The 22381-nt window shown below is 68.3% G+C and carries 26 protein-coding genes and 1 pseudogene; 10 read left to right on the top strand and 17 right to left on the bottom strand.

The features are described from left to right. Window positions 1-117 precede the first annotated feature (117 nt). Genes ACGFI6_RS01010 through ACGFI6_RS00990 form a run of 5 tightly spaced genes read left to right on the top strand, consistent with a single transcriptional unit; the run spans window position 118 to window position 3645 of the window. Window positions 118-1110 carry an aldo/keto reductase gene (locus ACGFI6_RS01010; RefSeq protein ID WP_393114144.1) on the top strand — a complete coding sequence of 331 codons (993 nt, stop codon included), beginning with the start codon at window positions 118-120 and terminating at the stop codon, window positions 1108-1110. After that, complete coding sequence (locus ACGFI6_RS01005; RefSeq protein ID WP_393114142.1) at window positions 1107-1928, top strand: SDR family oxidoreductase; 822 nt, start codon at window positions 1107-1109, stop codon at window positions 1926-1928. Before ACGFI6_RS01010 ends, ACGFI6_RS01005 begins: the two co-directional genes overlap by 4 nt. Before the next feature lie 12 nt (window positions 1929-1940). After that, window positions 1941-2684: a DNA repair protein RecO gene (gene recO / locus ACGFI6_RS01000; protein WP_393114140.1), complete on the top strand. Its 744-nt coding sequence runs from the start codon at window positions 1941-1943 to the stop codon at window positions 2682-2684. Then, window positions 2684-2869: an antitoxin VbhA family protein gene (locus ACGFI6_RS00995; protein ID WP_393114138.1), complete on the top strand. Its 186-nt coding sequence runs from the start codon at window positions 2684-2686 to the stop codon at window positions 2867-2869. Before recO ends, ACGFI6_RS00995 begins: the two co-directional genes overlap by 1 nt. Beyond that, window positions 2869-3645, top strand: coding sequence for a Fic/DOC family protein (locus ACGFI6_RS00990; protein ID WP_393114136.1), 777 nt, complete (start codon window positions 2869-2871; stop codon window positions 3643-3645). Before ACGFI6_RS00995 ends, ACGFI6_RS00990 begins: the two co-directional genes overlap by 1 nt. A 269-nt stretch (window positions 3646-3914) precedes the next feature. Here ACGFI6_RS00990 and ACGFI6_RS00985 read toward each other — a convergent pair whose 3' ends face one another. The 6 genes from ACGFI6_RS00985 to ACGFI6_RS00960 form a co-directional block, all read right to left on the bottom strand. After that, complete coding sequence (locus tag ACGFI6_RS00985) at window positions 3915-4130, bottom strand: hypothetical protein (protein ID WP_393114134.1); 216 nt, start codon at window positions 4128-4130, stop codon at window positions 3915-3917. Further along, window positions 4127-4507 carry a hypothetical protein gene (locus tag ACGFI6_RS00980; protein WP_393114132.1) on the bottom strand — a complete coding sequence of 127 codons (381 nt, stop codon included), beginning with the start codon at window positions 4505-4507 and terminating at the stop codon, window positions 4127-4129. Before ACGFI6_RS00980 ends, ACGFI6_RS00985 begins: the two co-directional genes overlap by 4 nt. A gap of 289 nt (window positions 4508-4796) precedes the next feature. Next, window positions 4797-5768, bottom strand: a complete 972-nt coding sequence (locus tag ACGFI6_RS00975; protein WP_393114130.1) for a hypothetical protein — start codon at window positions 5766-5768, stop codon at window positions 4797-4799. Window positions 5769-5797: 29 nt separating this feature from the next. Then, a complete protein-coding gene (locus ACGFI6_RS00970) occupies window positions 5798-6184 on the bottom strand; it encodes a hypothetical protein (protein WP_393114128.1) in 387 nt (128 codons plus the stop codon). Between the two features lie 764 nt (window positions 6185-6948). Continuing rightward, a complete protein-coding gene (locus ACGFI6_RS00965) occupies window positions 6949-7950 on the bottom strand; it encodes a hypothetical protein (protein ID WP_393114125.1) in 1002 nt (333 codons plus the stop codon). After that, a complete protein-coding gene (locus ACGFI6_RS00960; protein WP_393114123.1) occupies window positions 7944-8414 on the bottom strand; it encodes a hypothetical protein in 471 nt (156 codons plus the stop codon). Before ACGFI6_RS00960 ends, ACGFI6_RS00965 begins: the two co-directional genes overlap by 7 nt. Before the next feature lie 376 nt (window positions 8415-8790). On the opposite strand from ACGFI6_RS00960, the gene ACGFI6_RS00955 reads away from it, so the two are divergent. The 3 genes from ACGFI6_RS00955 to ACGFI6_RS00945 all read left to right on the top strand — a co-directional run bounded on the left by ACGFI6_RS00955 (window position 8791) and on the right by ACGFI6_RS00945 (window position 10954). Beyond that, complete coding sequence (locus ACGFI6_RS00955) at window positions 8791-9657, top strand: isoprenyl transferase (RefSeq protein WP_393114121.1); 867 nt, start codon at window positions 8791-8793, stop codon at window positions 9655-9657. 77 nt (window positions 9658-9734) lie between these two features. After that, window positions 9735-9896, top strand: coding sequence for a hypothetical protein (locus tag ACGFI6_RS00950; RefSeq protein ID WP_393114118.1), 162 nt, complete (start codon window positions 9735-9737; stop codon window positions 9894-9896). After that, complete coding sequence (locus ACGFI6_RS00945) at window positions 9896-10954, top strand: hypothetical protein (RefSeq protein ID WP_393114116.1); 1059 nt, start codon at window positions 9896-9898, stop codon at window positions 10952-10954. Before ACGFI6_RS00950 ends, ACGFI6_RS00945 begins: the two co-directional genes overlap by 1 nt. A gap of 30 nt (window positions 10955-10984) precedes the next feature. Here the strand turns inward: ACGFI6_RS00945 and ACGFI6_RS00940 are convergent, their stop codons facing one another. The 4 genes from ACGFI6_RS00940 to ACGFI6_RS00925 are packed head-to-tail and all read right to left on the bottom strand — an operon-like array spanning window position 10985 to window position 14668. Next, window positions 10985-11626 carry a response regulator gene (locus tag ACGFI6_RS00940; RefSeq protein WP_393114113.1) on the bottom strand — a complete coding sequence of 214 codons (642 nt, stop codon included), beginning with the start codon at window positions 11624-11626 and terminating at the stop codon, window positions 10985-10987. After that, the gene (locus ACGFI6_RS00935) at window positions 11623-12957 is read right to left on the bottom strand and encodes a sensor histidine kinase (RefSeq protein ID WP_393114111.1); all 1335 of its coding nucleotides are present in this window, start codon (window positions 12955-12957) and stop codon (window positions 11623-11625) included. Before ACGFI6_RS00935 ends, ACGFI6_RS00940 begins: the two co-directional genes overlap by 4 nt. Continuing rightward, window positions 12957-13778, bottom strand: a complete 822-nt coding sequence (locus tag ACGFI6_RS00930) for an ABC transporter permease (RefSeq protein ID WP_393114109.1) — start codon at window positions 13776-13778, stop codon at window positions 12957-12959. The genes ACGFI6_RS00935 and ACGFI6_RS00930 overlap by 1 nt, the downstream gene beginning before the upstream one ends. Beyond that, window positions 13778-14668, bottom strand: coding sequence for an ABC transporter ATP-binding protein (locus ACGFI6_RS00925; RefSeq protein WP_393114107.1), 891 nt, complete (start codon window positions 14666-14668; stop codon window positions 13778-13780). Before ACGFI6_RS00925 ends, ACGFI6_RS00930 begins: the two co-directional genes overlap by 1 nt. 229 nt (window positions 14669-14897) lie before the next feature. On the opposite strand from ACGFI6_RS00925, the gene ACGFI6_RS00920 reads away from it, so the two are divergent. After that, complete coding sequence (locus ACGFI6_RS00920; protein WP_393114105.1) at window positions 14898-15992, top strand: S-(hydroxymethyl)mycothiol dehydrogenase; 1095 nt, start codon at window positions 14898-14900, stop codon at window positions 15990-15992. Here ACGFI6_RS00920 and ACGFI6_RS00915 read toward each other — a convergent pair. Beyond that, the gene (locus tag ACGFI6_RS00915) at window positions 15989-17353 is read right to left on the bottom strand and encodes an MFS transporter (RefSeq protein WP_393114103.1); all 1365 of its coding nucleotides are present in this window, start codon (window positions 17351-17353) and stop codon (window positions 15989-15991) included. The two genes, ACGFI6_RS00920 and ACGFI6_RS00915, sit on opposite strands and share 4 nt — an antisense overlap. Window positions 17354-17497: 144 nt before the next feature. Here ACGFI6_RS00915 and ACGFI6_RS00910 point away from each other — a divergent pair, with 144 nt between their 5' ends. Further along, window positions 17498-18439: a sigma-70 family RNA polymerase sigma factor gene (locus ACGFI6_RS00910; RefSeq protein ID WP_393114100.1), complete on the top strand. Its 942-nt coding sequence runs from the start codon at window positions 17498-17500 to the stop codon at window positions 18437-18439. Here ACGFI6_RS00910 and ACGFI6_RS00905 read toward each other — a convergent pair. The 6 genes and pseudogenes from ACGFI6_RS00905 to ACGFI6_RS00880 form a co-directional block, all read right to left on the bottom strand. After that, entirely contained in the window at window positions 18425-18919 is a 495-nt protein-coding gene (locus ACGFI6_RS00905; protein ID WP_393114098.1) for a GNAT family N-acetyltransferase, read from the bottom strand. The two genes, ACGFI6_RS00910 and ACGFI6_RS00905, sit on opposite strands and share 15 nt — an antisense overlap. An 82-nt stretch (window positions 18920-19001) precedes the next feature. Next, on the bottom strand, window positions 19002-19991 hold the full coding sequence (locus tag ACGFI6_RS00900; RefSeq protein WP_393114096.1) for an aldo/keto reductase: 990 nt from the start codon (window positions 19989-19991) through the stop codon (window positions 19002-19004). A gap of 75 nt (window positions 19992-20066) precedes the next feature. Beyond that, window positions 20067-20549: a MerR family transcriptional regulator gene (locus ACGFI6_RS00895; RefSeq protein WP_393114094.1), complete on the bottom strand. Its 483-nt coding sequence runs from the start codon at window positions 20547-20549 to the stop codon at window positions 20067-20069. Window positions 20550-20614: 65 nt separating this feature from the next. Beyond that, on the bottom strand, window positions 20615-21004 hold the full coding sequence (locus ACGFI6_RS00890; protein WP_393114092.1) for a Fur family transcriptional regulator: 390 nt from the start codon (window positions 21002-21004) through the stop codon (window positions 20615-20617). 52 nt (window positions 21005-21056) lie between these two features. Then, window positions 21057-22061 carry a metal ABC transporter permease gene (locus tag ACGFI6_RS00885; protein WP_393114090.1) on the bottom strand — a complete coding sequence of 335 codons (1005 nt, stop codon included), beginning with the start codon at window positions 22059-22061 and terminating at the stop codon, window positions 21057-21059. A gap of 40 nt (window positions 22062-22101) precedes the next feature. Further along, a pseudogene (locus ACGFI6_RS00880) lies at window positions 22102-22381 on the bottom strand (ABC transporter); the annotation flags it as partial.

Genomic DNA, 22381 nt, shown 5'->3' with positions numbered 1-22381 from the left:
GTACGGAATGTTGCGGCCCCAGGGCTCCTTGGCGGCAAAATGTCACATTAATGTTGTCTATGCAGGAATTGGGTGCCCGTTGGTCCGGGCGCGCGGTGCGGCGGTAGGTTCGGGGACATGCGTGAATCCCAGCTCGGTGACCTGACCGTTTCCAGTCTCGGCCTCGGCTGCATGGGGATGTCCCAGTCGTACGGGGTCCGCGCCGACGACACCGAGTCGATCGCGACCCTGCACGCGGCGCTGGACGCAGGGTGCACGTTCATCGACACCGCGGACGTGTACGGCGACGGTGAGAACGAGGAGCTTGTCGGCCGCGCGCTGGCCGGCCGCCGCGACGAGGTGGTGCTCGCGACCAAGTTCGGGTTCAAGCGCCCGGCTGCGTCGGCCACCGAGGTGCCGACGGTCGTCGACGGCACACCGGCGTACGCCGCGCAGGCCCTGGACGCCTCGCTGCGGCGCCTCGGTGTGGACCACGTCGACCTCTGGTACCTGCACCGGCGCGACCCGCAGGTCCCGATCGAGGAGACCGTCGGCGCGATGGCCGCCGCGGTCGAGGCCGGCAAGGTGCGGTACCTCGGCCTGTCCGAGGTGAACGGCGAGACCGTACGGGCCGCGCACGCCGTGCACCCGATCAGCGCGGTGCAGAGCGAGTGGTCGCTGTGGACGCGCGACCCGGAGACCGTCGTGCTGCCGACGCTGCGCGAGCTCGGCATCGGGTTCGTGCCGTTCAGCCCGCTCGGGCGCGGGTTCCTCACCGGGCAGATCAAGTCCGAAGCGGACTTCCCGGCCGACGACATGCGGCGCGGGCTGCCGCGGTTCCAGGGGGAGAACTTCCAGCGCAACCTCGACCTGGTCGCGCAGGTGCAGTCCCTGGCCGCGACGAAGGGCGTCACGCCGAGCCAGCTGGCGCTCGCCTGGCTGCTTGCGCAGGGCAACGACGTGGCGCCGATCCCGGGTACGAAGCGCCGGCAGTACCTCTCCGAGAACCTGGGCGCACTGGACGTCGTACTGACCAATGACGAGCTCGCCGCGCTGGATGCGGCCTTCCCGCCGGACGCGGTGGCCGGCCAGCGGTACGGCGAGGGCGGGATGGACCTGGTGGGCAAGTGATCGGCATCACCGGCGCGACCGGTCAGCTCGGATCGCGGATCGTCGCGCGGCTGACCGGCGTACCGATGCGGCTGATCGTCCGGGATCCGGGCCGCGCGCCCGTACTGCCTGACGTTTCGGTGGCACAGGCTGCGTACGGGGAACACGCGGCGCTGCTGTCGGCGCTGGACGGTGTCGACGTACTGATGTTGCTCAGCGCAACGGAATCCGCGGATCGTGTTGCGTTGCACAAGGCAACGGTCGATGCGGCGGTCGCGGCAGGTGTACGACGGATCGTGTACACGTCGTTCGTCGGCGCGGCGCCCGGGGCCACGTTCACGTTCGCGCGCGACCACTGGCACACCGAGCAGCACATCCGCTCGTCCGGCGCCGACTTCACATTCCTGCGCGACAACCTGTATCTGGACTTCGTGCCCGGGTTCGTCGGGACGGACGGCGTGATCCGCGGGCCGGCGGGGGACGGGCGGGTGGCCGCGGTCGCCCGTGACGACGTCGCGGACGTCGCCGCTGCCGTCCTCAGATCGGCCGAGCACGCCGGCGCAACGTACGACCTGACCGGCCCGAACGCGTTCACTCTCACCGAGGCCGCCGCTGTTTTGAGCGACAGCTCGGGCCGCAAGGTTCGGTACGAGCCGGAGACGCTCGACGAGGCGTACCGGTCCCGCGAGTCGTACGGCGCCGCACCGTGGGAGGTCGCCGGCTGGGTCACGTCGTACGCCGCCATCGCGAGCGGCGAGATGGGCCAGGTCTCGACCGCGGTGAAGGACCTCACGGGGCACGACCCGATCGGCCTCGAGGAGTATGTCGGCCGCGGGTGAGAGACTGGTGCGGTGCCGCTCTACCGGGATCAAGCGATCGTGCTGCGCACTCAGAAGCTGGGTGAGGCGGACCGGATCGCGACGCTGCTGACCCGCGCCAACGGCAAGGTCCGCGCAGTCGCCAAGGGCGTCCGGCGGACGTCGTCCCGCTTCGGCGCGCGGCTCGAGCCGTTCAGCCACGTCGACCTGCAGCTCGCCACCGGTCGTACTCTCGACGTCGTCACCCAGGCCGAGTCGATCTCGGCGTACGGCGAAGGCATCGTGAACGACTACGCCCGGTACACCACCGGCACCGTACTGCTCGAGACCGCGGACCGCCTCGTCGTCGAGGAGAAGGAGCCCGCGACCCAGCAGCATCTCCTGCTGGCCGGCGCCCTGCGAGTCCTCTCGACCGGCGAACGTTCGCCGGCCCTGGTCCTGGACTCGTTCCTGCTCCGCTCCCTGTCGATCTCCGGTTACGCCCCGTCCTTCGACGACTGCGCCCGCTGCGGCGAACCGGGCCCGCACCGCGCCTTCAACCCCGCCTCCGGCGGCATGGTCTGCACCTCCTGCCGCCCACCCGCCTCAGCGATGCCCGCCCCCGCCACCGTCGCCCACCTGGCCGCCCTCCTCACCGGCGACTGGCCAACCGCCCTCCAAGCCGACCCCCGCACCCGCCGCGAATCCACCGGCCTGATAGCCGCCTTCTTCACCTACCACCAAGAAAACCAACTCCGCTCCCTCCCCCACCTAGACCTAACCCCCGGAGCACCCTGATGCCCCCCAACCGCCCCATCGACCGCCTGACCCCCGAAAAACGTCACCAACTGAACAACCTCATCGCGTCGTGGCGCATGGAAAACATGCCCCTCACCGACCCAGAAATAGACGTCCTGGCCCGCTACGTCCTCGGCGAAATCACCGCCGAAGAGAGCAACCGTCTCATGGACGAGCTCCCCTGATGCCGACGTTCGAGAACTGGGGCGACTACTTCTGGCCCGGGCAGATCGACGATTGCAGAATCAACAAGCTGGGCATCCACGACGCGACCAAACTCGAGACGGCCGAACGCAAACGTACTGCCGTCCGTGCGGCCCAGCTCGTCTCGGGCGATGCCGAGATCCCACGGACCTTCGACCTGGAGCATCTGCGGGCGATCCATCGGCAATTGTTCCAGGACGTCTACGACTGGGCCGGTGAGCTGCGAGTCACCGAACTGGTCCGGCCCGCGCAGGATCCAGATGCGCCGGCCAACGAGTTCGTCAAGCCCGAGGACATCGAGCGCCTGGCTCCGGTCATCTTCTCCCAGCTCGGCGACCCGTCCGAGCTCCGCGACCGGCCGACCGCCGAGGTCGTCGACACTCTCGCCAGGACGTATGCCGCGGTCAACGTGCTGCATCCCTTCGTCGAGGGCAACGGCCGAACGCAACGCATCTTCCTCGACCACGCCGCCGACGCTGCGGGGTATCGCATCGACTGGTCGCGGATCGCCGATCGGCAGAACGAGGTGATGGCCGAAGCCTTCGGAATCGGCCCGGAACCCGTCCGCGAGGCCCTCACCGAATGCCTCGAACGCATCCCCGAAACCCAAGCCCGCCAAGACACCCAAACCGCCCTCCACCTCACCAACAACGGCCTCACAACCCCCGGCACCCCCTCACCCCAGGCCACCCCCACCTCAACGCGTCCCACACCCCGCCCCATAACCCAATCCCGCGGCCCCCACGAACTCCACTAACCAGACCAAGCTAACGCGCTCGTCGCTCCCGCGTCGGCCAGCCGGTCGGGGACGGCCGCAGGTTCCTCGGGCGTTGGCTGCCCGACGGCTGCGCGAGTGGGAGAGTGCTCGGGTGCCCGGTCGGCTCGCACTCGGCAGTCCAGCCTGCCTCAGTACTTGATCGCCAGCAGCTCCCGCCGTGCCAGCTCGCCGGGGGGCTGCTGCTGCGAGCTCCCGGAACACCAGCCGGTAGTCCGACGGGCGTTGCGGATCCACCCGGAGGTACGCCGTCACGCAGTCGCGCAGATCGCCTTTTCCCGGCGGTAGCTCAGCGCATGATGCCCATTGATCTTGCCTGCCGCGAGGTCGAGCATTGCCCGAACCACCTGGCGTCGGAGCGCGGCGTCGGGGCCAGATGGATTCCTGCTCGCTGCGACATCGATCCGGCGATAGTCGAGATCGAAATCAGGCCCCGCCACCAAGCGGTCCCCGCCCCCGAAGGTCATGATTCCTCTTGGTCCTCACGCCGCAGCTCCTCCAGCAGTTCCTGTGTCTCGGTCCCCATCCGAGCGGCCCACTCGTCAAGGTCCAGGGGCCGGCTGCCCGGGAGTGGCTCCGTTGCATACCGGCGCGCCGTGGGGTCGTCGATAACACCCGCCGGTGGATGATCGTCGCCGCGCAGATCCCGATACTGCGCGGCCGACATCACCACGGCCTCCGGCTCGCCGTCCGCACCCCACACCACCGGGGCACCGGTGCCGGCCCGCGCAGCCTCCACAACTTGAGGCAACTGTTGCGCAAGCACGGCCGGCTCGATCACGTCGTCAGCGACCGCGAACTTGCCTTCTCCGCCGAGGTCCTCGAACTCGTCGTACGTGAGCATGACCGCCTCAGGAACCCCGTCCCAAAACTGAACGCCCACCCACCCGCCCGAAACCGCGCAAGCACCCCCGCCAGATCCGCCCGAACCGCATCAACAGAAGCCCAACCCGCCATCCCCGGAACCTATTGCCTCCGCCTTCAATCCCGCGCGTTATCCACAACCTCGCCCGCAGCACTCGACGACGTACGCGAATGAGGCCAACACCAGTCATGAACGCACGGCCCGCCCGACGCAGGGTGCACCTCCTGGGCGCCCGCGATCAGGCCGGCGTTCACGCCCAATTACCTCGTCAGCACCCGTTCGTGCTGGGCGCGGTGGCGTCGCCACCGTTCGGATCGACGAGTACCGGGACTGCTTGCCCGATTCGGAGTTGGGTGGCGGCTTGCTGGGTCATGGAGATCTGCCCGTTGTCGCCAAGCGTGCTCGTCCAGGTGATGTCCCACTGAGCCACAGCAGTCACCGGATACTTGCAGTTCGGAAGCTTGTGCGACGTCTTGCTGTACCGATGCCCGCAGGTCGGCGAGCTCTTCACACCCATGGCCTTGCTGTACGGCGTACCGGGCCCCTCACACCGCACCGTCTGCCCATCCCCCATAGACCAGTTGATCGCCTTGACCTTGGCCGTAGCAGTAACCGACAACCCCGGCACACTCGCACTACGAACAATCGGCCCCCAAGTGTTCTCACTCTTGGTAACCCACAACCAAACCGGCATGTTCACCAAACCAATCTGCCCAGCGGCCGGAGCGGTCTTGACAAGCGGTGGCGCCAACTGCATTTCTGCAATTGCCTGATAAGCCAGCGTCACTGGATCCGGAAGAACAAGGTCGGGCTTACCGGGCAGCCAGACCCACTCGGTGACAAGATGCCTACCGAGGTCGTAGCCCTGTTCGCGGACGCATGCCCAGACGCTCCCGTCTGTGTGACCTTTCCAAGCGGGGTCGCTGAACGGAGGCTGCGGATCGGCGTGGTGCATGTAGCACTGATTGCTGTTCGACCAATTGCCGAGATCTGGGTCAACACATGCCTGCGCTGCTCCATGGAATGTGCACACCCTCTTCGCCGTACCACCGTGCTTGGCGGGTGATCCTGGCTGGGTGGGTGCGGCGCTGGTCGGCTGCTTGCCTGTCAGAACCCACTTGCAGTGACCGCCAAGGCAGAGCCACTCGTATCCAGGGCCCGGCGGCGGCCCTGGTGGCGGGACGATAGCGGCATTTGCCAAGCCGACGCAGACGATCAGGCACATGGCGGTCGCGATCACCGCAGCGGACCATACGAGTCGAATCCGTGTCAACATGGCCCGGCGTCCTCGTCAGAGATGAGGAACCAGACCTTCTGGCCGCCGACCGCGCGTGGGGCCAAGACCAGGCGGGATGCGAGCTTGTGGCGGGTTCCATCGCTCGGGTCCACGGGGACGGGCTTGTCGTCCTTCTTGAACCTGATGACCTGCTTCGAGCTGTCGACACAGTTGGTGAGCCTGACCTCGGGCTGCGCCTGCTCCAATTTGACGGAGACAGCTTCTGTCTTTGTGATCTGGGCGGTTCCGGTCTGGTAGAGACCGGAGCGGACCAGTGTCCGGGCCTGGTCGACGATCGTAATGATCCAGGCTTCACCGATACCCGCCTTCTCCAGTGCTGATCGGTCGAGTGCTGAAGGGTTCATGAACGTTCGATCCATGGCGGCGGTCGCGACCTTGTAACGGGTTGTGGCGGCCGCGATGGCGGCCTGCTGCTGAGGCGTCCAACTAGGCCCAGACGGAGCACTCGCCGTTGGCGTCGCCGCGGTTGTTGTGGGCGTCGGAGTGGTGGTGTTGGGCCGGCCGGCTTCGGGGGAGCCGTTGCAGGCGGTCAGCAGGGTGAGGGTGCTGAGCGTGGCGGCGGCTGCGAGTAGCGGTCGGCGGGGCATGTGGTGGGGCTCCGATCTTGGGTGTTGTTTGGTTAAGGGTTGCATACGGAGGGTGTTCGGTGGAGGGAGTTGTCCACAGGTTGCAGGTTGCTGCAGTGGCGTGATCTCGGGCGTTGGGCCCGGGCTCGCGCGTTGCATCGCCGCAGTAGCGAGGACTGTGGTGAAAGGCCTTCACGTTATCGGTGACGAATGCATCCGTCTGGCTTGGAGCGCCCCGCGGAGCCGCTCGCGGTGGTACGACCTCGACTGCGCTCAGGGGGACCAATCGCACGGGTAGTTACTGAACCACCGTGTAGACCGGTGGGGAGATCCCCTCGTGAGTCGCGCCACGTGCGACCACGGCCGCGTGTGCTTTGGGCGCGGTATGCCGAGATACAGCAATCGTCTGGCGGGTAGAGCCGTACGCCGGGCGTTGGTTGAGCGGTATCCGAGGGCTGTCCGGAGCGCGGCTCTTACCTGGGCCTGGTAATCGAGGCTCTGGGTAACCGGCTTACCGACGTACGGCCGACACCGCACAGACAACCGGTGTCGCGCTATTAGCAGGCGGAATTGGCTGCGGTGGCGTCGTTGTCGTTCGGGTCGACGAGGACGGGTACCGCTTCGCCGATTCGGACCTGGGTTGCGGCCTGCTGGGTCATCGAGATCTGGCCGCCGTCGCCGAGGGTGCTGGTCCAGGTGATGTCCCACTGTGCGACCGCGGTGACCGGGTACTTGCAGTTCGCGAGCTTGTGGGAGGTCTTGGTGTAGCGGTGGCCGCAGGTGGGGGAGTTCTGCACACCCATGGCCTTGGAGTAGGGCGTACCTGGTCCTTCACACCGCACCGTTTTGCCGTCACCCATCGACCAGTTGATGGCCTTCACCCGGGCTGTCGCCGTAACCGACAAACCCGGCACGCCAGCGGACCGCACGATCGGGCCCCATGTGTTCTCGGTCTTAGTCACCCACAACCAGACCGGCATGTTGACCAGGCCGATCTGTCCGGGCCCCGGTGCCGTCTTGATGAGCGGGGGCGACAGATACATTTCCCCAATTGCCTCGTAAACCAGAGTCATCGGGTCAACCACGACTGTGTCGGGTCTGCCGGGCAGCCAAATCCATCTCGTGACGAACCGAGTTTCCTCCTCATGGACACAGGCCCAGATAGCACCGTCGGTGTGCCCTTGCCAGACGGGGTCGCTGTGCAGCGGCTGCGGGGCGACGCGCTGCAGGTAGCACTGCTGGCTGTTCGACCAGTTACCAAGGTTGGAGGTGCATGGGCGCGCGGCGCCGCCGAGCAGGCAGATCCGCTCAGGCGTCCGTATGGTCGACTCGGCAGGTTTTCCGCCCGGCTTCGTCGTGTCATCTGTGCCATCTACAACCGTGCGTGGGGCCCAATAGCAATGGCCGTTCGGTGTGCAGAACGGTACATAATCGCCGTCAGGCTTCGGCGGCATTTTCTTCTTCTCTCCTGCCGAAGCCGTGCCCGCGAAACCCAACGCCGTCAGGATCAAGGCGCTGATGAGAAGGCCGGCAAGCGACCTGGCGATAAGCTTCAGCATTCGCCGGTGTCCTGCTGATCGACCAGGAACCACATCTTCTTGGCCTGCCCTGCCGAAGCGGCGAAGACGAGTTTCGCCTGTACCTTGCTTCGCCCGCTCGTCCCGGGACCCAGGGGTACGGGCTTGCGCGTTTTCGAGTATCGGAGTGTGACCTTGGTCGAATTGAGGCAGGCGGTGAGGTTGACTTCCGGCTCCTCGCCTTTGGCCTTGACCGATGTAACGGATAGCGTTTCCACGCGCACTCGGCCGTCCTGGTACCAGCCGCGCTCTTGGTTGAACCCGACGCTTCCCCAGATCTCGATGAGCCAATTGCGGCCGACACCCGCCTGTAACAGTTTTTCGCGAGTCGCCGCAGGAGGGTTGTTGAGAGCCGTATCGATGGCCGACCAAGCGGCTACGTAGCGCGCCTTGGCGGCAGCGATGGCGGCCTGCTCCGCTGTGGGCCGGGCAGGCGTGGGCGGCACGCTGGGGGTTGGACTCGTAGTCGGCGATGTTGTGGTGGGCGTTGTGTTTGGCCGGCCGGCCTCGGGGGAGCCTTGGCAGGCGGTTAGCGCCGATAGGGCGCAGAGGACTGCTAGGGCGGTAGTGGACGCCGGTCGGCGGGGCATGGGTGGGGCTCCGTTTCATGGATGCGGTTGGTGTAAGGGTGGCATACGGAGGGTGTTCGGTGGGGTGGGTTGTCCACAGGTTGCAGGTTGTTGCAGGCGGGGCGTTCGGCGGTCGGGGGCGGGTGGGTGACTTTGTGCATGGGGTTCGTACGGGGTGGGGCGGTGGGTACGGATTTGGTGCACAAGGAGGGGTTGCGGCGGGGGTGCGGGTGGGGGTGGGAGGATTTGGAGCATGTCGCCTATTGGTCGTCGTCGGGGTCGGGGGTTTGGGGTCGGGCAGGGGGAGAAGGAGGGGGCTCGGCGGGGGCCGAAGGTGGTGGTGGCGCCGGAGGCGCATCCTTCGGGGGCTGTGGTGCCGGTGGTGCCTGCGGAGCTGGTGCCTCGGCATGTGGCGATTGTTATGGATGGGAACGGGCGGTGGGCCAAGCAGCGGGGGCTGGCCCGGACCGAGGGGCATCGGGCCGGGGAGGCTTCGTTGCTGGATGTGATCAAGGGCGGGATCGACATCGGGGTGAAGTACATCTCGGCGTATGCGTTCTCGACGGAGAACTGGGCGCGGTCGCCGGACGAGGTGCGGTTCCTGATGGGGTTCAACCGGGAGGTGATCCATCGGCGGCGCGACGAGCTCGACGCGATGGGGGTCCGGGTGGTGTGGTCGGGGCGCCGGCCGCGGCTGTGGAAGAGCGTGATCGACGAGCTCGAGTACGCGCAGGAGCGGACCAAGGACAACGACACGATCACGCTGCAGTTCTGTGTGAACTACGGCGGGCGCGCGGAGATCGCGGACGCGATGCGGTCGATCGCCCGCGAGGTTGCCGAGGGCAAGGTCAAGCCGGACCGGATCTCGGAGCAGACGATCGCGCGGCATCTCTATGCGCCCGACATTCCCGAGGTGGACCTGTTCGTACGGTCGTCGGGGGAGCAGCGTACGAGCAACTTCCTGGTGTGGCAGTTGGCGTACGCCGAGATGGTGTTCCTGGACACGCTTTGGCCCGACTTCGATCGGCGGGATCTGTGGCGGGCGATCGAGATCTACGCGCAGCGTGACCGGCGGTACGGCGGTGCGGTCCCGAACGAGGTGCCCGGCGCCGCAAACTGAGACCGCTCTCAGCCAACGGGCCCTTGGGAACGGGATCAGCCCCCGCAGCGTCTAGTGTCGTTGCAAGTGTCAACGACATGAACGGGAGATGCAGCGTGCCGGACCAGCCGACGGAGGACACCCCGCAGCAGGTCGTCGAGCGGGAGCTACGCGCCGCACAGGAGCAGGTCCGTAGAGTGGCCGAGCAACTGCGCGCTGCCCTGGCCGAGGACGAGCGCCGGACGAAAGAAGAGAGCTGATGGCTGACGAGGCGCAGATCGCACGGCTGACCGATCAGATCGCGGATGCGATGGTGACGGCCCGGATGAGGCTGCAGGACGTTGCGTCGGCCCTTGACGCGGTCGAGGTGCCGCGGACGCTCGGGCTGCGGCTGGAGGACGTCGAGAATCTGGACCGGTACGGTGACCGGCTCCGCGAGCGGGAGGCCGACAGCAACGCGGCGGTCGGACCGAGCGCGACGCGGGATGCGAACGAACTGCTGAAGAATTCCTTCCGCGGGGCGCAGGAGACCTCAGGGGACCTCGCCACCGCCATCCGGAAGACCAACAACGGCCTGGAGGCCCACAGCGCTGCGCTGCGGGACGCTGCGCAGGGTCTGGACGATGGTCTCAAGCACGTCGATGCCCTTGAGCAGTTGCCCGGCGCGGACGGCGCGACGACCGCGAAGTTGCGGGAGGGGCTGAACGGGCTGAAGTCCGCGGCCGAGAATGCTCGCAAGGGGCTCGGGATGGTCACGGGGAGGCTCGAGACGGCGATTGATGCGGCGAGGCATCTCGAGAGCGTGAGGTTGCCGGTGGACATTCATCGTCGGCACTCCGCTGAGATCGACTCGACGGCTTCTACCGTGCGTACGCAGGTCAGGAATGCACGGGCCGGTATGGGGCACCTGCGCAACGATCTGGGTGACGTGCACAGCGGGTCGTCTGCGGTGGAGCAGACGACCCGGCATGGGGTGCAGTCGGCGGAGACAGCAATCCAGGCGGCCATCGCTGCGGCAGACAAGGCGTCCGCCGCGGACAGCGCGACCGCGGCGGACAACGCAGCCCCCGTCAACGACGCGAGCGCTGGCAATGCGGAGCGCGGGGGGAGTGCCGGCGCGGGCGCGGGTGGTGCGGCGCAGGTCGATTCTGAGTTGGTCCGGGCGCTCAACGCGGGCGTCACGCCTGGCCCTGCGGCCGGGACAGCAGCCGGGCCGGTGGCGGGGTCGGCGGAGGAGTCGGGGCCGAGGGATCCGCGGCTCGATTACATGATGCCCGCCAAGACCCAGGCGAAGGACGACCGGGACAACGGCCGCTAGCCGAGGCCCCGCCGGACAAGCCAGGGGGAGTTAGCGGCCGGGCGACGGTAATAGGCCGCGTTCTATGGCGATCGTTACGGCGTGGGTTCGGTCGTCTACGTCTAGTTTGGCGAAGAGGCGTTGGAGGTGGGTTTTGACGGTCGCTTCGCCGATGAAGAGTTCGCGGCCGATCTCGGCGTTGCTGAGGCCGCGGGCGACGGCGGCCAGGACCTCGAGTTCGCGCGGTGACGGTTGCGCGGCCGGTGGGGGTGCGGGGGTCCGGAGCCGGGACATCAACCGCGCGGCGACCGGTGGGGCGAGGACGGTCTCGCCGCGGGCGGCGGCGCGGATTCCGTTCAGCAGTTCGGCATGTGGCGTGTCCTTGAGCAGGTAGCCGGCGGCGCCCGCCTCGACCGCGTGCAGGATGTCGGTGTCGGTGTCGTACGTGGTCAGCACCAGCACCCGCGTCGACGGGTACGAGGAGACGATCGCCCCGGTCGCGGCGACTCCGTCCATCCGCGGCATCCGCAGATCCATCAGTACGACGTCTGGCTGCGTCGACTCGACGAGGGCGAGCGCCTCGGACCCGTCGCCGGCTTCACCGACCACGGAGATGTCCTCCGTCACGGACAGCATTCCGGACAGGCCGGATCGCACCACGGGGTGGTCGTCGACCACCAGAACCCGGATCACACGTCCTCCTGGACAGCGGGGATCAGTACCTGCACACGTGTACCACGACCGGGCGCACTCTCGACCTCGACCGATCCGCCGGACTCCTCGACCCGTCCGCGCATCGCGTTCAGCCCGAACCCGCTCGACTCGCTGCCCGGCGTGAACCCGGACCCGTCGTCGCGGATCTCGATCCAGACCCCGTTGTCCGCCAACCCGAGCGTGATGAGCACCTGCGTGGCGGCCGCGTGCTTGCGTACGTTGGCCAGCGCCTCCTGCGCCGACCGCAGCAGCACCACCTGTTGCGCCTGCGGCAGCGCCGCCACCTCGTCGTCCGGCAGGTCCAGCTCGACCTGTACGTCGACGCCGGTCTCCGCGGCGAACCGCTCCGCCTGCCGGCGCAGCACCTCGGTCAACGTCGCCTCCGACAACGCAACCGGTGTGAACGCGGCGACCAGCGCCCGCGCCTCGGCGAGGTTCTCCCGGGCGGTGTCCTCGATCGCGGCGAGCCGAGCCGCCGCGCCCGCCCCACCGCCTTGGGCAAGCTCCGCGGCGGCGGCCTGCGAGAGCATCACGATCGACGTCATCCCTTGCGCGAGCGTGTCGTGGATCTCCCGCGCCATCCGCTCCCGCTCGGCCATCACCCCGGCGCTGTGGTGGGCCTCGGCGAGCTCGTCGCGCGCGGACTCGAGCTGTTCGATCAGCTCGGCGCGCTGCTGACTCTGGGTGATGACCTTCTCGATCCAGATCCCGAACAACAGGCTGACCACGAGGCTGACCAGCATCCACGGCAGGATCTCCCAGAACGCCGACCAGCCCCACCCCGCGTTCCACAGCTGCGCCGTACCGACGCCGATCACCAGCAGCAGGCTGAACCCGATGCCCTCGCGGACGTCCTCGCAGAGCAGCCAGATCTGGGCCGACGCGATGAACATCAGGAACACCGACTGCGAATACAGCCCGATCAGCACCATCAGGGACGCGATCAGCACCAGCCGATAGACGTACGACGGGACCGTCCGGCGCGAGCGCGTCGCGGGCAGCCCGATGAACTGGTACGCCACTCCCAGCAGCACGACCGTACCGGCGAACACGATCTGCCGGGTCGTCCCCAGGCCGCCGCTGAACGACAGCGCCAGTGTCATCCCGAGCAGTACCCAGAACACGATGTGCCATCCGAGGAGTGTCCGGTTCCAGACGGGCTGTCCGGCGCCACCGCGTGAGCTCTGCACGGACCCCATCTTCCTCCACACGAGGATCCACAGCCGAGGGCCGGTCCACGCGGGCCGTACGGACAGCTCGGTACGGCGGCGATCCCCGTGGGTCTCCGCCGTACCGGTGAGCTGCTTCATCAGCCTGCGTCCTGGCGGGTCCAGCGGAACACCCGCTGCGCGAGGAACAGGCCGACGACCAGCCAGATCGCGAGGACGATCGCGCCGGTGCCGAGCTGCCAGGACTGGGCCGGCTCGGTCAGCTGGAACCCGTCCGGCAGGAACACCGACCGCATTCCCTGCGCCATCCACTTCAGTGGGAAGACCGACGCCACGTTCCGCATCCAGGCGGGCAGGCTGCTGTAGACGAAGTACACGCCGGACATGAACTGCAGCAGCAGGACGATCGGCGTGATCACCGCGGACGCCGCCTTACCGGATTTCGGTACGACGCTGAACGCGATCCCGAGCACCGAGCCCGACGCGGTACCGAGGACGAAGATCCAGACGAAGTCGAGCCACTTGCCCGGTTCGGTCGGCAGGTCGACGCCGAGCAGCAGGCTGGAGATCGCCAGCAGCAGCACGATCTGCGCGACCGAGGTGATCAGGACCTGGCCGATCTTGCCGATGAAGTAGGCCTGCGGAGGCATCGGGGTACCGCGCAGCCGTTTGAGCAGGCCTTCGTCGCGCTCGAGCGCGATGCTGATCGCGAGTGACTGGAAGCTGCTCAGGAAGATGCCGGAGGCAATCATTCCGGGCGTGAAGTACGTCGCGGCGTTGACGCCGTCGAAGTCCGTTCCGCCGAAGACGGCCGAGAAGATGCCGAGGAAGATGATCGGGAAGAAGAACGTGAAGATCAGCGCCTCCCGCTGCCGGAAGAACTCGCGGACCTCGAGTTTGGTCCGGGCCAGGCCGACCGCGACGGTCGAGGGCAGGGGCTTCGTGGTCGTCGGGTTCGCCATCAGAGTGCTCCAGCTTCCATCGTGACTGCGGCGGTCCGGTCGGCGGTGGCTTTGCCGATCAGGTCCAGGTAGATGTCTTCCAGGCTCGGGCGCCGGACCTGGAGTTCGGGAACCTCGCCGCCGAAGCGGGCCATCAGCGCGGCGACTTCGGCGGTCGGCCGGTCGGTGCGCAGCTCGTGCGGTCCGTCGCTGTCGGTCCAGGACACTCGCGCAGTGCGGGCGCCGCGTCCGCCGAGGGTCTCCGGCGTTCCGACCTCGATCATCCGGCCGTCGGCGATCACACCGACCCGGTCGGCCAGGTGCTCGGCCTCGTCCAGGTAGTGGGTGGTGAGCAGGATCGTCGTACCGCTCGTGCTCATGTTCTCGATCAGCGTCCAGAACTGCCGGCGGGCCTCGGGGTCGAAGCCGGTCGTCGGCTCGTCGAGGAAGAGCAGTTCCGGGTTGCCGATGACGCCGAGGGCGACGTCGAGCCGGCGGCGCTGGCCGCCGGACAGCTTGCGCGGCCGGCTCTTGCGCTTGTCGTCCAGCCCGACGGCGGCGATCACCTCGTCCGGGTCGCGCGGGTTCGGGTAGTAACCGGCATAGTGGTTGACCAGCTCGGACACGGTCGACTCGGCCTCGTCGCGCGAGGTCTGCAGTACGATCCCGAGCCGGCTGCGCCAGACCCGGTCGCCGTGCGCCGGGTCGGACCCGAGCACGCTGATCTCGCCCTCGTCGGCACGGCGATACCCCTCCAGTATCTCCGTGGTCGTCGTCTTGCCGGCCCCGTTGGGACCGAGCAGGGCGAACACCTCGCCCCGGTGGATGTCCAGATCGACACCGTCGACCGCGACCTTGTCCGGGTATCGCTTGACGAGGCCGCGCACCCTCACTGCGTTGTCGTTCTCCATGCCTCAACTCTCGCGTTCGCGCACCGTCCCCCGGGAGCACCGCCCGGCGGACCCTCTGTCCCCCGACCGGTGGACAGACGGTGTACGTAAGAACAGGAGGTGGTGGGGTCCACCGGGGTCTCGCGGGCCGGTCGCAGGCGTGGCGGCCGATGTACGTAGACGACTACGTCCTGTCGTTAGGCGCGCGGTGGGGATGACGGGGACACGATGCGGCGGTTAGGTTCGGGGCATGGCTCAGACGGTGCGTGGTGTGGTGGCGGCGGGCAAGGGTGCTCCGGTGTCGATCGAGGAGATCACGATCCCGGACCCAGGTCCGGGGGAGGCGGTCGTGCAGGTGCAGGCGTGCGGCGTCTGCCATACGGATCTGCACTATCGCGAGGGTGGTATCAACGACGACTTCCCGTTCTTGCTCGGGCATGAGGCCGCGGGGATCGTGGAGGCGGTCGGCGAGGGCGTGACCGACGTACAGCCGGGTGACTTCGTCGTACTGAACTGGCGGGCTGTCTGCGGCAACTGCCGCGCCTGCCTGCGCGGCCGGCCCTGGTACTGCTTCAACACGCACAACGCCCAGCAGAAGATGACGCTCGCGGACGGCACCGAGCTGAGCCCGGCGCTCGGCATCGGGGCGTTCGCGGAGAAGACCCTGGTCGCGGCCGGCCAGTGCACCAAGGTCGACCCGGCGGCCAAGCCCGAGGTCGCGGGGCTGCTCGGCTGCGGTGTGATGGCCGGCCTCGGTGCCGCGCTCAACACCGGCAACGTGGGCCGCGGTGACACGGTCGCGGTGATCGGGTCGGGTGGCGTCGGTACGGCGGCAGTGGCCGGAGCCCGGCTTGCGGGCGCGGCGAAGGTGATCGCGATCGACCTCGACGACCGCAAGCTCAGCACGGCGCAGGAGCTCGGCGCCACGCACACGATCAACTCGAAGGGCCTCGACCACGACGGCGTGGTGCAGGCGGTGCAGGACCTGACCGGCGGGTTCGGCGCCGACGTGGTGATCGACGCGGTCGGTCGCCCGGAGACCTGGAAGCAGGCGTTCTACGCCCGCGACCTGGCCGGCACCGTCGTGCTGGTCGGCGTCCCGACGCCCGAGATGAGCCTGGAGATGCCGTTGCTGGACTTCTTCGGCCGCGGTGGCTCGCTGAAGTCCAGCTGGTACGGCGACTGTCTCCCGACCCGCGACTTCCCGCTGCTGATCGACCTGCACCTCCAGGGCCGGCTGCCGCTGGACCGCTTCGTCTCCGAGACGATCGCCCTGGAGGACGTCGAGGACGCGTTCGCGAAGATGCACCACGGCGACGTACTGCGCTCGGTCGTCGTCTTCTAGGCGGCTCGCACTGCGCGGGACAGGAAGCTGCCCGCGATGATCCCGGCCGCGGCGACGGCGGCGATGAACCAGGTCGTCGTCGCCAGCGACTGGTCGTTCGACAGGAACAGCGTGCCGAAGATCGTGACACCGGCGACCTGACTCAGCTGCATCGTGGTGGTGACGATGCCGCTCGCGTCGGCTGCCCGGGCCAGCGGTACGTGAACCAGCGACTGGGTGACGAGCGGGCTCGCAGCCAGTCCCATGCCGGTGCCGCTCAGCACCAATGCGGGCCAGATGAGCGTGTCCGAGAGGCCGATGCCCGCGTAGCCGAGGGCGCACAGCACGAGACCGGCGGGAACGACCAGGTGATGCAGCCGCTGCGGGAGCGAGCGCCAGAAGTACCCGACCAGTCCGAAGATCGTGGCGAACGGCAACCAGGTGAGGCCGGACCGCAGCGCTGACTCGCCGAGCCCGTTCTGCAGGTGCAGCGTGAAGCTGAACATGAATCCGCCGAGCGCGACCAGCGTGCAGGTCAGCGTGATGAGGCCGGCCCCCAGGCCGCGGGAGCGCAGGACGTCGAGGTTCACCAACGGGTCGGCGACGCGCCGCTCGATCCGGAAGAAGAGCACCGCCAGGACGAGTCCGGCCGCGAAGCAGGCGAACGTCCACGCCGGCCAGCCGAGTTCGTGCCCGACCACCATCGGTAGTACGAGAAGCAGGACCGCGCTGGTCAGCGTCACGAGTCCGGCAAGATCGAGACGCCGCGCGGCCGTCGGCCGGTCCGCCGGCAACACGCGCGGTACGAGAATCGCGAGGCAGACGCCGACGGGGACGTTGATCAGGAACACCGGGCGCCACTGGGTACCGAAGAGGTTCGCGCCGACGAGCAGCCCGCCCGCGATCAGCCCCACGACCTGACCGGCCGACAGCGTCACGCCGTACGCCGACAACGCCTTCGCCCTGGCCGGGCCGGTGAACTGGGTCTGGATCACGCTCATGATCTGCGGCACCATCACCGCCGCCGCGATGCCTTGGACGAAGCGGAACAGTACGAGCGGCAAGGCCGCCGGTGCGAGGCCGCACGCGAGAGAGGCCAGCGTGAAGAGCACCACTCCGATCAGGTACATCCGGCGGCGCCCGTACAGATCGCCGAGTCGCGCGCCGGTGATCAGCGTCGTTGCGTACGTCACCAGATAGCCGCCGACCACCAGCTGCAGCCAGGCGCCGGACGCGTGCAGGTCAGCACCGATCGTCGGCATCGCGACGTTCACGATGGACGTGTCGAGCAGGGCCATGAACTGGCCGAGCAGCAGGACTGCGAGCATCGGCCCGCGGCGGGTCTCGACGCCTGCCGGACGGTTGATCTGGACAGTGGCCATCAGGGTTCTCCCTCGTCAGGTTCGGACGGGGTATGTACCGGGCGGATCCGGCGGATTCATCGGTGCCGCGGCGATGAGTTCCGGACCGGTCCGCGGTACATACTCCTGCTGGCACCGATTCGAGCCGTGGGAGGCTGACGCCCGATGGACCGCGATGACTTCGACCGCAGGACCGCACCGCACCGGCACGAGTTGCTGGTGCACTGCTACCGCATGCTCGGATCGATCCACGACGCGGAGGATCTGGTGCAGGAGACGCTGCTGCGCGCGTGGCGAGCGGCCGACACGTACGACGAGCAGCGGGCGTCGATGCGTACGTGGCTCTACCGGATCGCCACGAACGCCTGCCTGACCGCGTTGAAGGGCCGCTCCCGGCGCGCGCTGCCGTCCGGACTCGTCGCAGCGGCCGATGACGCGCAGGCAGCGATCGAGCCGACCGGCGATGTGCCTTGGCTGCAACCGTTCCCGACCGATCCGGCCGTGGCGGCGGCGGCGAAGGGGAGTCTCCGGCTCGCGCTGGTGGCCGCGATGCAGTACCTACCGGCCAGGCAGCGAGCCGTGCTCGTCCTGCGGGACGTACTGGACTGGCCCGCGGCCGACGTCGCCGCGGCGCTGGACACGACGCCCGCCTCGGTGAACAGCGCACTCCAGCGGGCGCGCGCCCGGCTCGCCGAGGTCGACCTGGAGGAGGAGGACGTCAACGAGCCGACCGACGGCGAGATCCGTACGGTCGTGGAGGACTACGTCCGCGCGTTCGAGGCGGCCGACATCGAGGCGCTGTCCCGGTTGCTCGCCGAGCGGGTCGTGCTCGAGATGCCGCCCGCGCCGCTCTGGTTCGTCGGCCGGGACGCGTACGCCGAGTTCATGGCGCGGGTGTACTCGATGCGCGGTCCGGCCTGGCGGATGGTCGTCACCCAGGCGAACGACCAGCCTGCTGTCGGCGCGTACGCACTCGCCGACGACGGCCGGTTCCGCGCCCACAGCCTGCAAGTGTTCGCGGTCGGCCGGGCCGGGATCACGCACAACGTGACGTTCTTCGACCAGGGTCTCTTCGCGTACTTCGGCCTGCCGCTAGACCTTGAATGAGATCCACAGGTCGGGGGTCGCGTCCGGCTTGCCCGCGATCGAGCGCGCCTCCTGGGTCCACGCGTCGCCGGAGACCGCGGTCGCGACCCGCTGCCAGAACCGGACCGCCTTGTCGTTGTTGCCCTGGAACGCGACGTCGCACGGACCAGGGTGGTGGGCGAGCGCCTCCTGCACCGCCTGCAGGCCATACCCGTGCCGGCGGGCCGGGCGCACCATGAAGAACGCGTTCAGTACGTGCACCGGCTGCTGCAGCGCGCGCATGAAGCAGAAACCGATCGGCGAATCGCCCAGCGAGATCAGGTACCCGGCCCACTCGGGGTGGCCGGTGAGGACGTGCTCCAGCCACTCGCTGCGGTAGGTGCCGTCCGGACGCGGGAGCTGGCCCTGGAACTCGGACAGGTCGTGGCGGAACATCAGCCACAGCCGCTCCATCACCGGCCGGTCGGACGCCTCGACACGACGTACCACCAGATCAGACATAGGTCTCCTCACAAGGGATCAGAACGCAGAAAAGCCTCCCGCCGGAAGTGTCCGGTACGGAAGGCTTACTGCGGTCAGTTTATCAGCCCTGCGGCGCGGACTGCCCGGCGACCCAGGCCATGTCCGGGTAACGAGTGCCGACCGGTGTCAGCTTCGACAGCGCCTCGACATCCGTCGCGGACAGCTCCAGGCTGATCGCGGCCCAGTTCTCCTCCAGGTACTTGCGCCGCTTGGTCCCGGGGATCGGCGCCAGGTCGTTGCCCTGCGCAAGTACCCAGGCGAGCGCGACCTGGCCGGGCGTCGCGTCGTACCGGGTCGCGACCGCGCGGATCTCGTCGACCAGCGCGAGGTTCGCGTCCAGGTTGTCGCCGGAGAAACGGGGGAGGGTACGGCGGAAGTCGTCGGCGGCGAGCTCCGTGGGCATGGCGCCGGTGAGCATGCCGCGCCCGAGCGGGGAGTACGGCACGATCCCGATGCCGAGCTCGCGGCAAGCCGGCAGCACCGACGCCTCGATGTCCCGGCTGAACAGCGACCATTCGCTCTGCACCGCGGTGATCGGGTGTACGGCGTGCGCGCGCCGGATCGTCTCCGCGGACGCCTCGGACAGCCCGAGGTACCGGACCTTGCCGGCCGTGACCAGCTCCGCCATCGCGCCCACCGTCTCCTCGATGGGGACGGTCGGGTCCATGCGGTGCTGGTAGTACAGGTCCACGTGGTCGACGCCGAGCCGCTGCAGCGAACCGTCGATCGAGGAGCGGACGTACGCCGGCGAACCGTCCACGCCGCGCGACCGCACACCGCCCGACTGCGCATTGGCCGGATCGCCGACGATCCCGAACTTCGTCGCCAGGAACACCTCGTCGCGGCGCTCGGCGATCGCCGAGCCGACCAGCTTCTCGTTGACCCCCGAGCCGTACATGTCGGCGGTGTCGAGGAAGGTGATGCCGAGGTCGAGTGCGCGGTGCAGCGTGGCGATCGACTCGGCATCGTCACGGGTGCCGTAGGCGGCGCTCATGCCCATGCAGCCGAGTCCGAGCCGGCTGACCTCGGCGCCTTGATTACCCAGTTTCATTGCAGTCTCCAGAAAGTTGGCATGGCTTCGCCCACCGACGGTCGAACTGCCTCCGCCGGCCGGGTGCGTGATTGGTTACGGTTCGGCGGTGCCGCCGTACGCGGCGATCTTGTAGTCGGTCACCGCGAGCGCGAGCTGCAGTTCACGCAGCTGCTGGTGGATCCTCGCCCGGTGCTCCTGCATCAGTGCGAGCCGCTGGGGAGCGGTGTCGTCGCCCTCCAGCACCAGGTCGAGGTAGTGCTTGATGGTGCCGATCGGCATGCCGGACACCCGCAACCGGCTGATGAACACGATCCTGGTCATCGCGCGGCGGTCGTAGCTGCGGTAGCCGGCCGCGTCCCGGCGGACGGTGAGCAGACCGATCCGTTCGTAGTACCGCAGGGTGTGGGCGGTCAGACCGGTGAGCTCGGCCGCTTCGGCGATGGTGAGTTGCTCGGGCAGATCGTCCGGGAGGTCCAGCAGGCACAACAGATCCGGGTCGATCGGCGCCAGTTCAGGAGCGTGCGCGGCGATCGCCGCGCGCCGAACCGGCGGGGTGAGCAGCTCGATCGTGGTCATGTCTTCGACCGTACGCCTTAGAGCGCACTCAAAGGCAAAGGTGACCTGCGTCACTCAGCAGGGGCCTACTTCTGGCAGTCGGCGCAGGTGCCGAAGATCTCCAGGGTGTGGCTGATGTCGGCGTAGCCGTGCTCGGCCGCGACCTTGTCGGCCCAGCGCTCGACGGCCGGGCCCTCGACCTCGACGGTGCGCCCGCAGGTGCGGCAGACGAGGTGGTGGTGATGCCCCTTCGAGCAGCGCCGGTACGCCGTCTCGCCGTCGGCCGTGCGCAGTACATCGACCTCACGGGAGTCCGCGAGCGCCTGCAGGGTGCGGTAGACCGTGGTCAGGCCGACGGCTTCCCCGGCGGACCGGAGCTCCAGATGGATCTCCTGGGCGGTCCGGAATTCGTCGATCTTGTCGAGCGCGTGCGCCACCGCCGCGCGCTGACGGGTCGAGCGTGTTCCGATAGCCACCGTTTCTCCAGTCATGTCGTCGCCACGCCCCATTCTCTCAGAAGTCGGCAAATCAGTGCTCGTCCCAGTGATCGTCGTGCGCCGCGTGCAGGTGGCCGTCGTGGACGTAGTCGACGTGATCGCCGTGCTCGACCTTCTGGTGGCCGCACTGCCGGCTGTGCGCGTGCGGATGCCCGGCACTCACCACATGCGGCGCCGGCGCCGGCACGCCGATCTCGGGCTCCTCGTCCGCGAGTGGACGCGCCCGCCCGGACCGCCGCCGCAGCAGCGTCCCGACCGCAGCCGCCACGACGAACCCGGCCAGCGCCAGTACGACGATGGTCGCGCCCGGCGCCACGTTCGCGTTGTACGACGTGACGATGCCGGCGAGGCACGCGACCACACCGATCACACAAGCGGTCACGAACGTACTGCGGAACGACCGCGTCACCTGCTGCGCCGTCGCCACCGGGACGACCATGAGCGCACTGACCAGTAGCAGCCCGACCGTACGCATCGCCACCGTGACCGTCACTGCGGCCATCACGGCAATCACCAGGTTGAGCAGCTGGACCCGGAGCCCCGTCGTACGGGCGAACTCCTCGTCCTGGCACACCGCGAACAGCTGTGGACCCAGGCCGATCGCGACGACCAGTACCGCGATGGCCAGACCGACCACGACGTACAGGTCGCTCTGGGAGACCGTGGTGAGTGAACCGAACAGATAGGTGTTGAGCGTCGCGGCGCCCTGACCGGCGAGCCCGATGAGCAGTACGCCGCCCGCGATGCCGCCGTAGAACATCAGCGCCAGTGCCACGTCGCCGGTCGCCTTGCCGCGGGCGCGGACCAGCTCGATGGCGGTCGCGCCGGCGATCGACACGATGACCGCGGTCAGCACCGGCGCGCTCCCGGTGAGCAGGCCGAGGGCCACACCGGTGATCGCGATGTGCCCGATCCCATCACCCATCAACGACAACCGGCGCTGCACCAGGTACGTCCCGATCGCCGGCGCCGACAACCCGGTCAGCAGCCCGGCAATCAACGCCCGCTGCATGAACTCCAGCTCGAACATGCTCATGGGGCCTCCCGGCCTGGACTGAGGCGCGCAATGTGCACAGTCATGTGGGGATCCACCCGGGCTCGTCGTCGGTGCTGTGGGAGTGGTGGACGTGGGCGTGGGTCTGGGAGGCGTGCGGTGGGCCGTCGTACACGATGCGGCCGCGGCGCATCACCACCGAGCGGTCGATGAGCGCGTCCATCGGGCCCAGGTCGTGGCTCACCATCACCACGGTGGTCCCGCGCTCGACCCGTTCGCGGATGGCGTCGGCGAAGATCTGCTGACTGGCCAGGTCGACCCCGGCCGTCGGCTCGTCGAGGATCAGCAGGTCCGGCCCGGAC

It is taken from the genome of Kribbella sp. NPDC048928, from assembly GCF_043197975.1.
Lineage (GTDB): Bacteria > Actinomycetota > Actinomycetes > Propionibacteriales > Kribbellaceae > Kribbella.
Note: the sequence above shows the minus strand (reverse complement) of the source record. Positions and strands in the feature narration are given on the sequence as shown.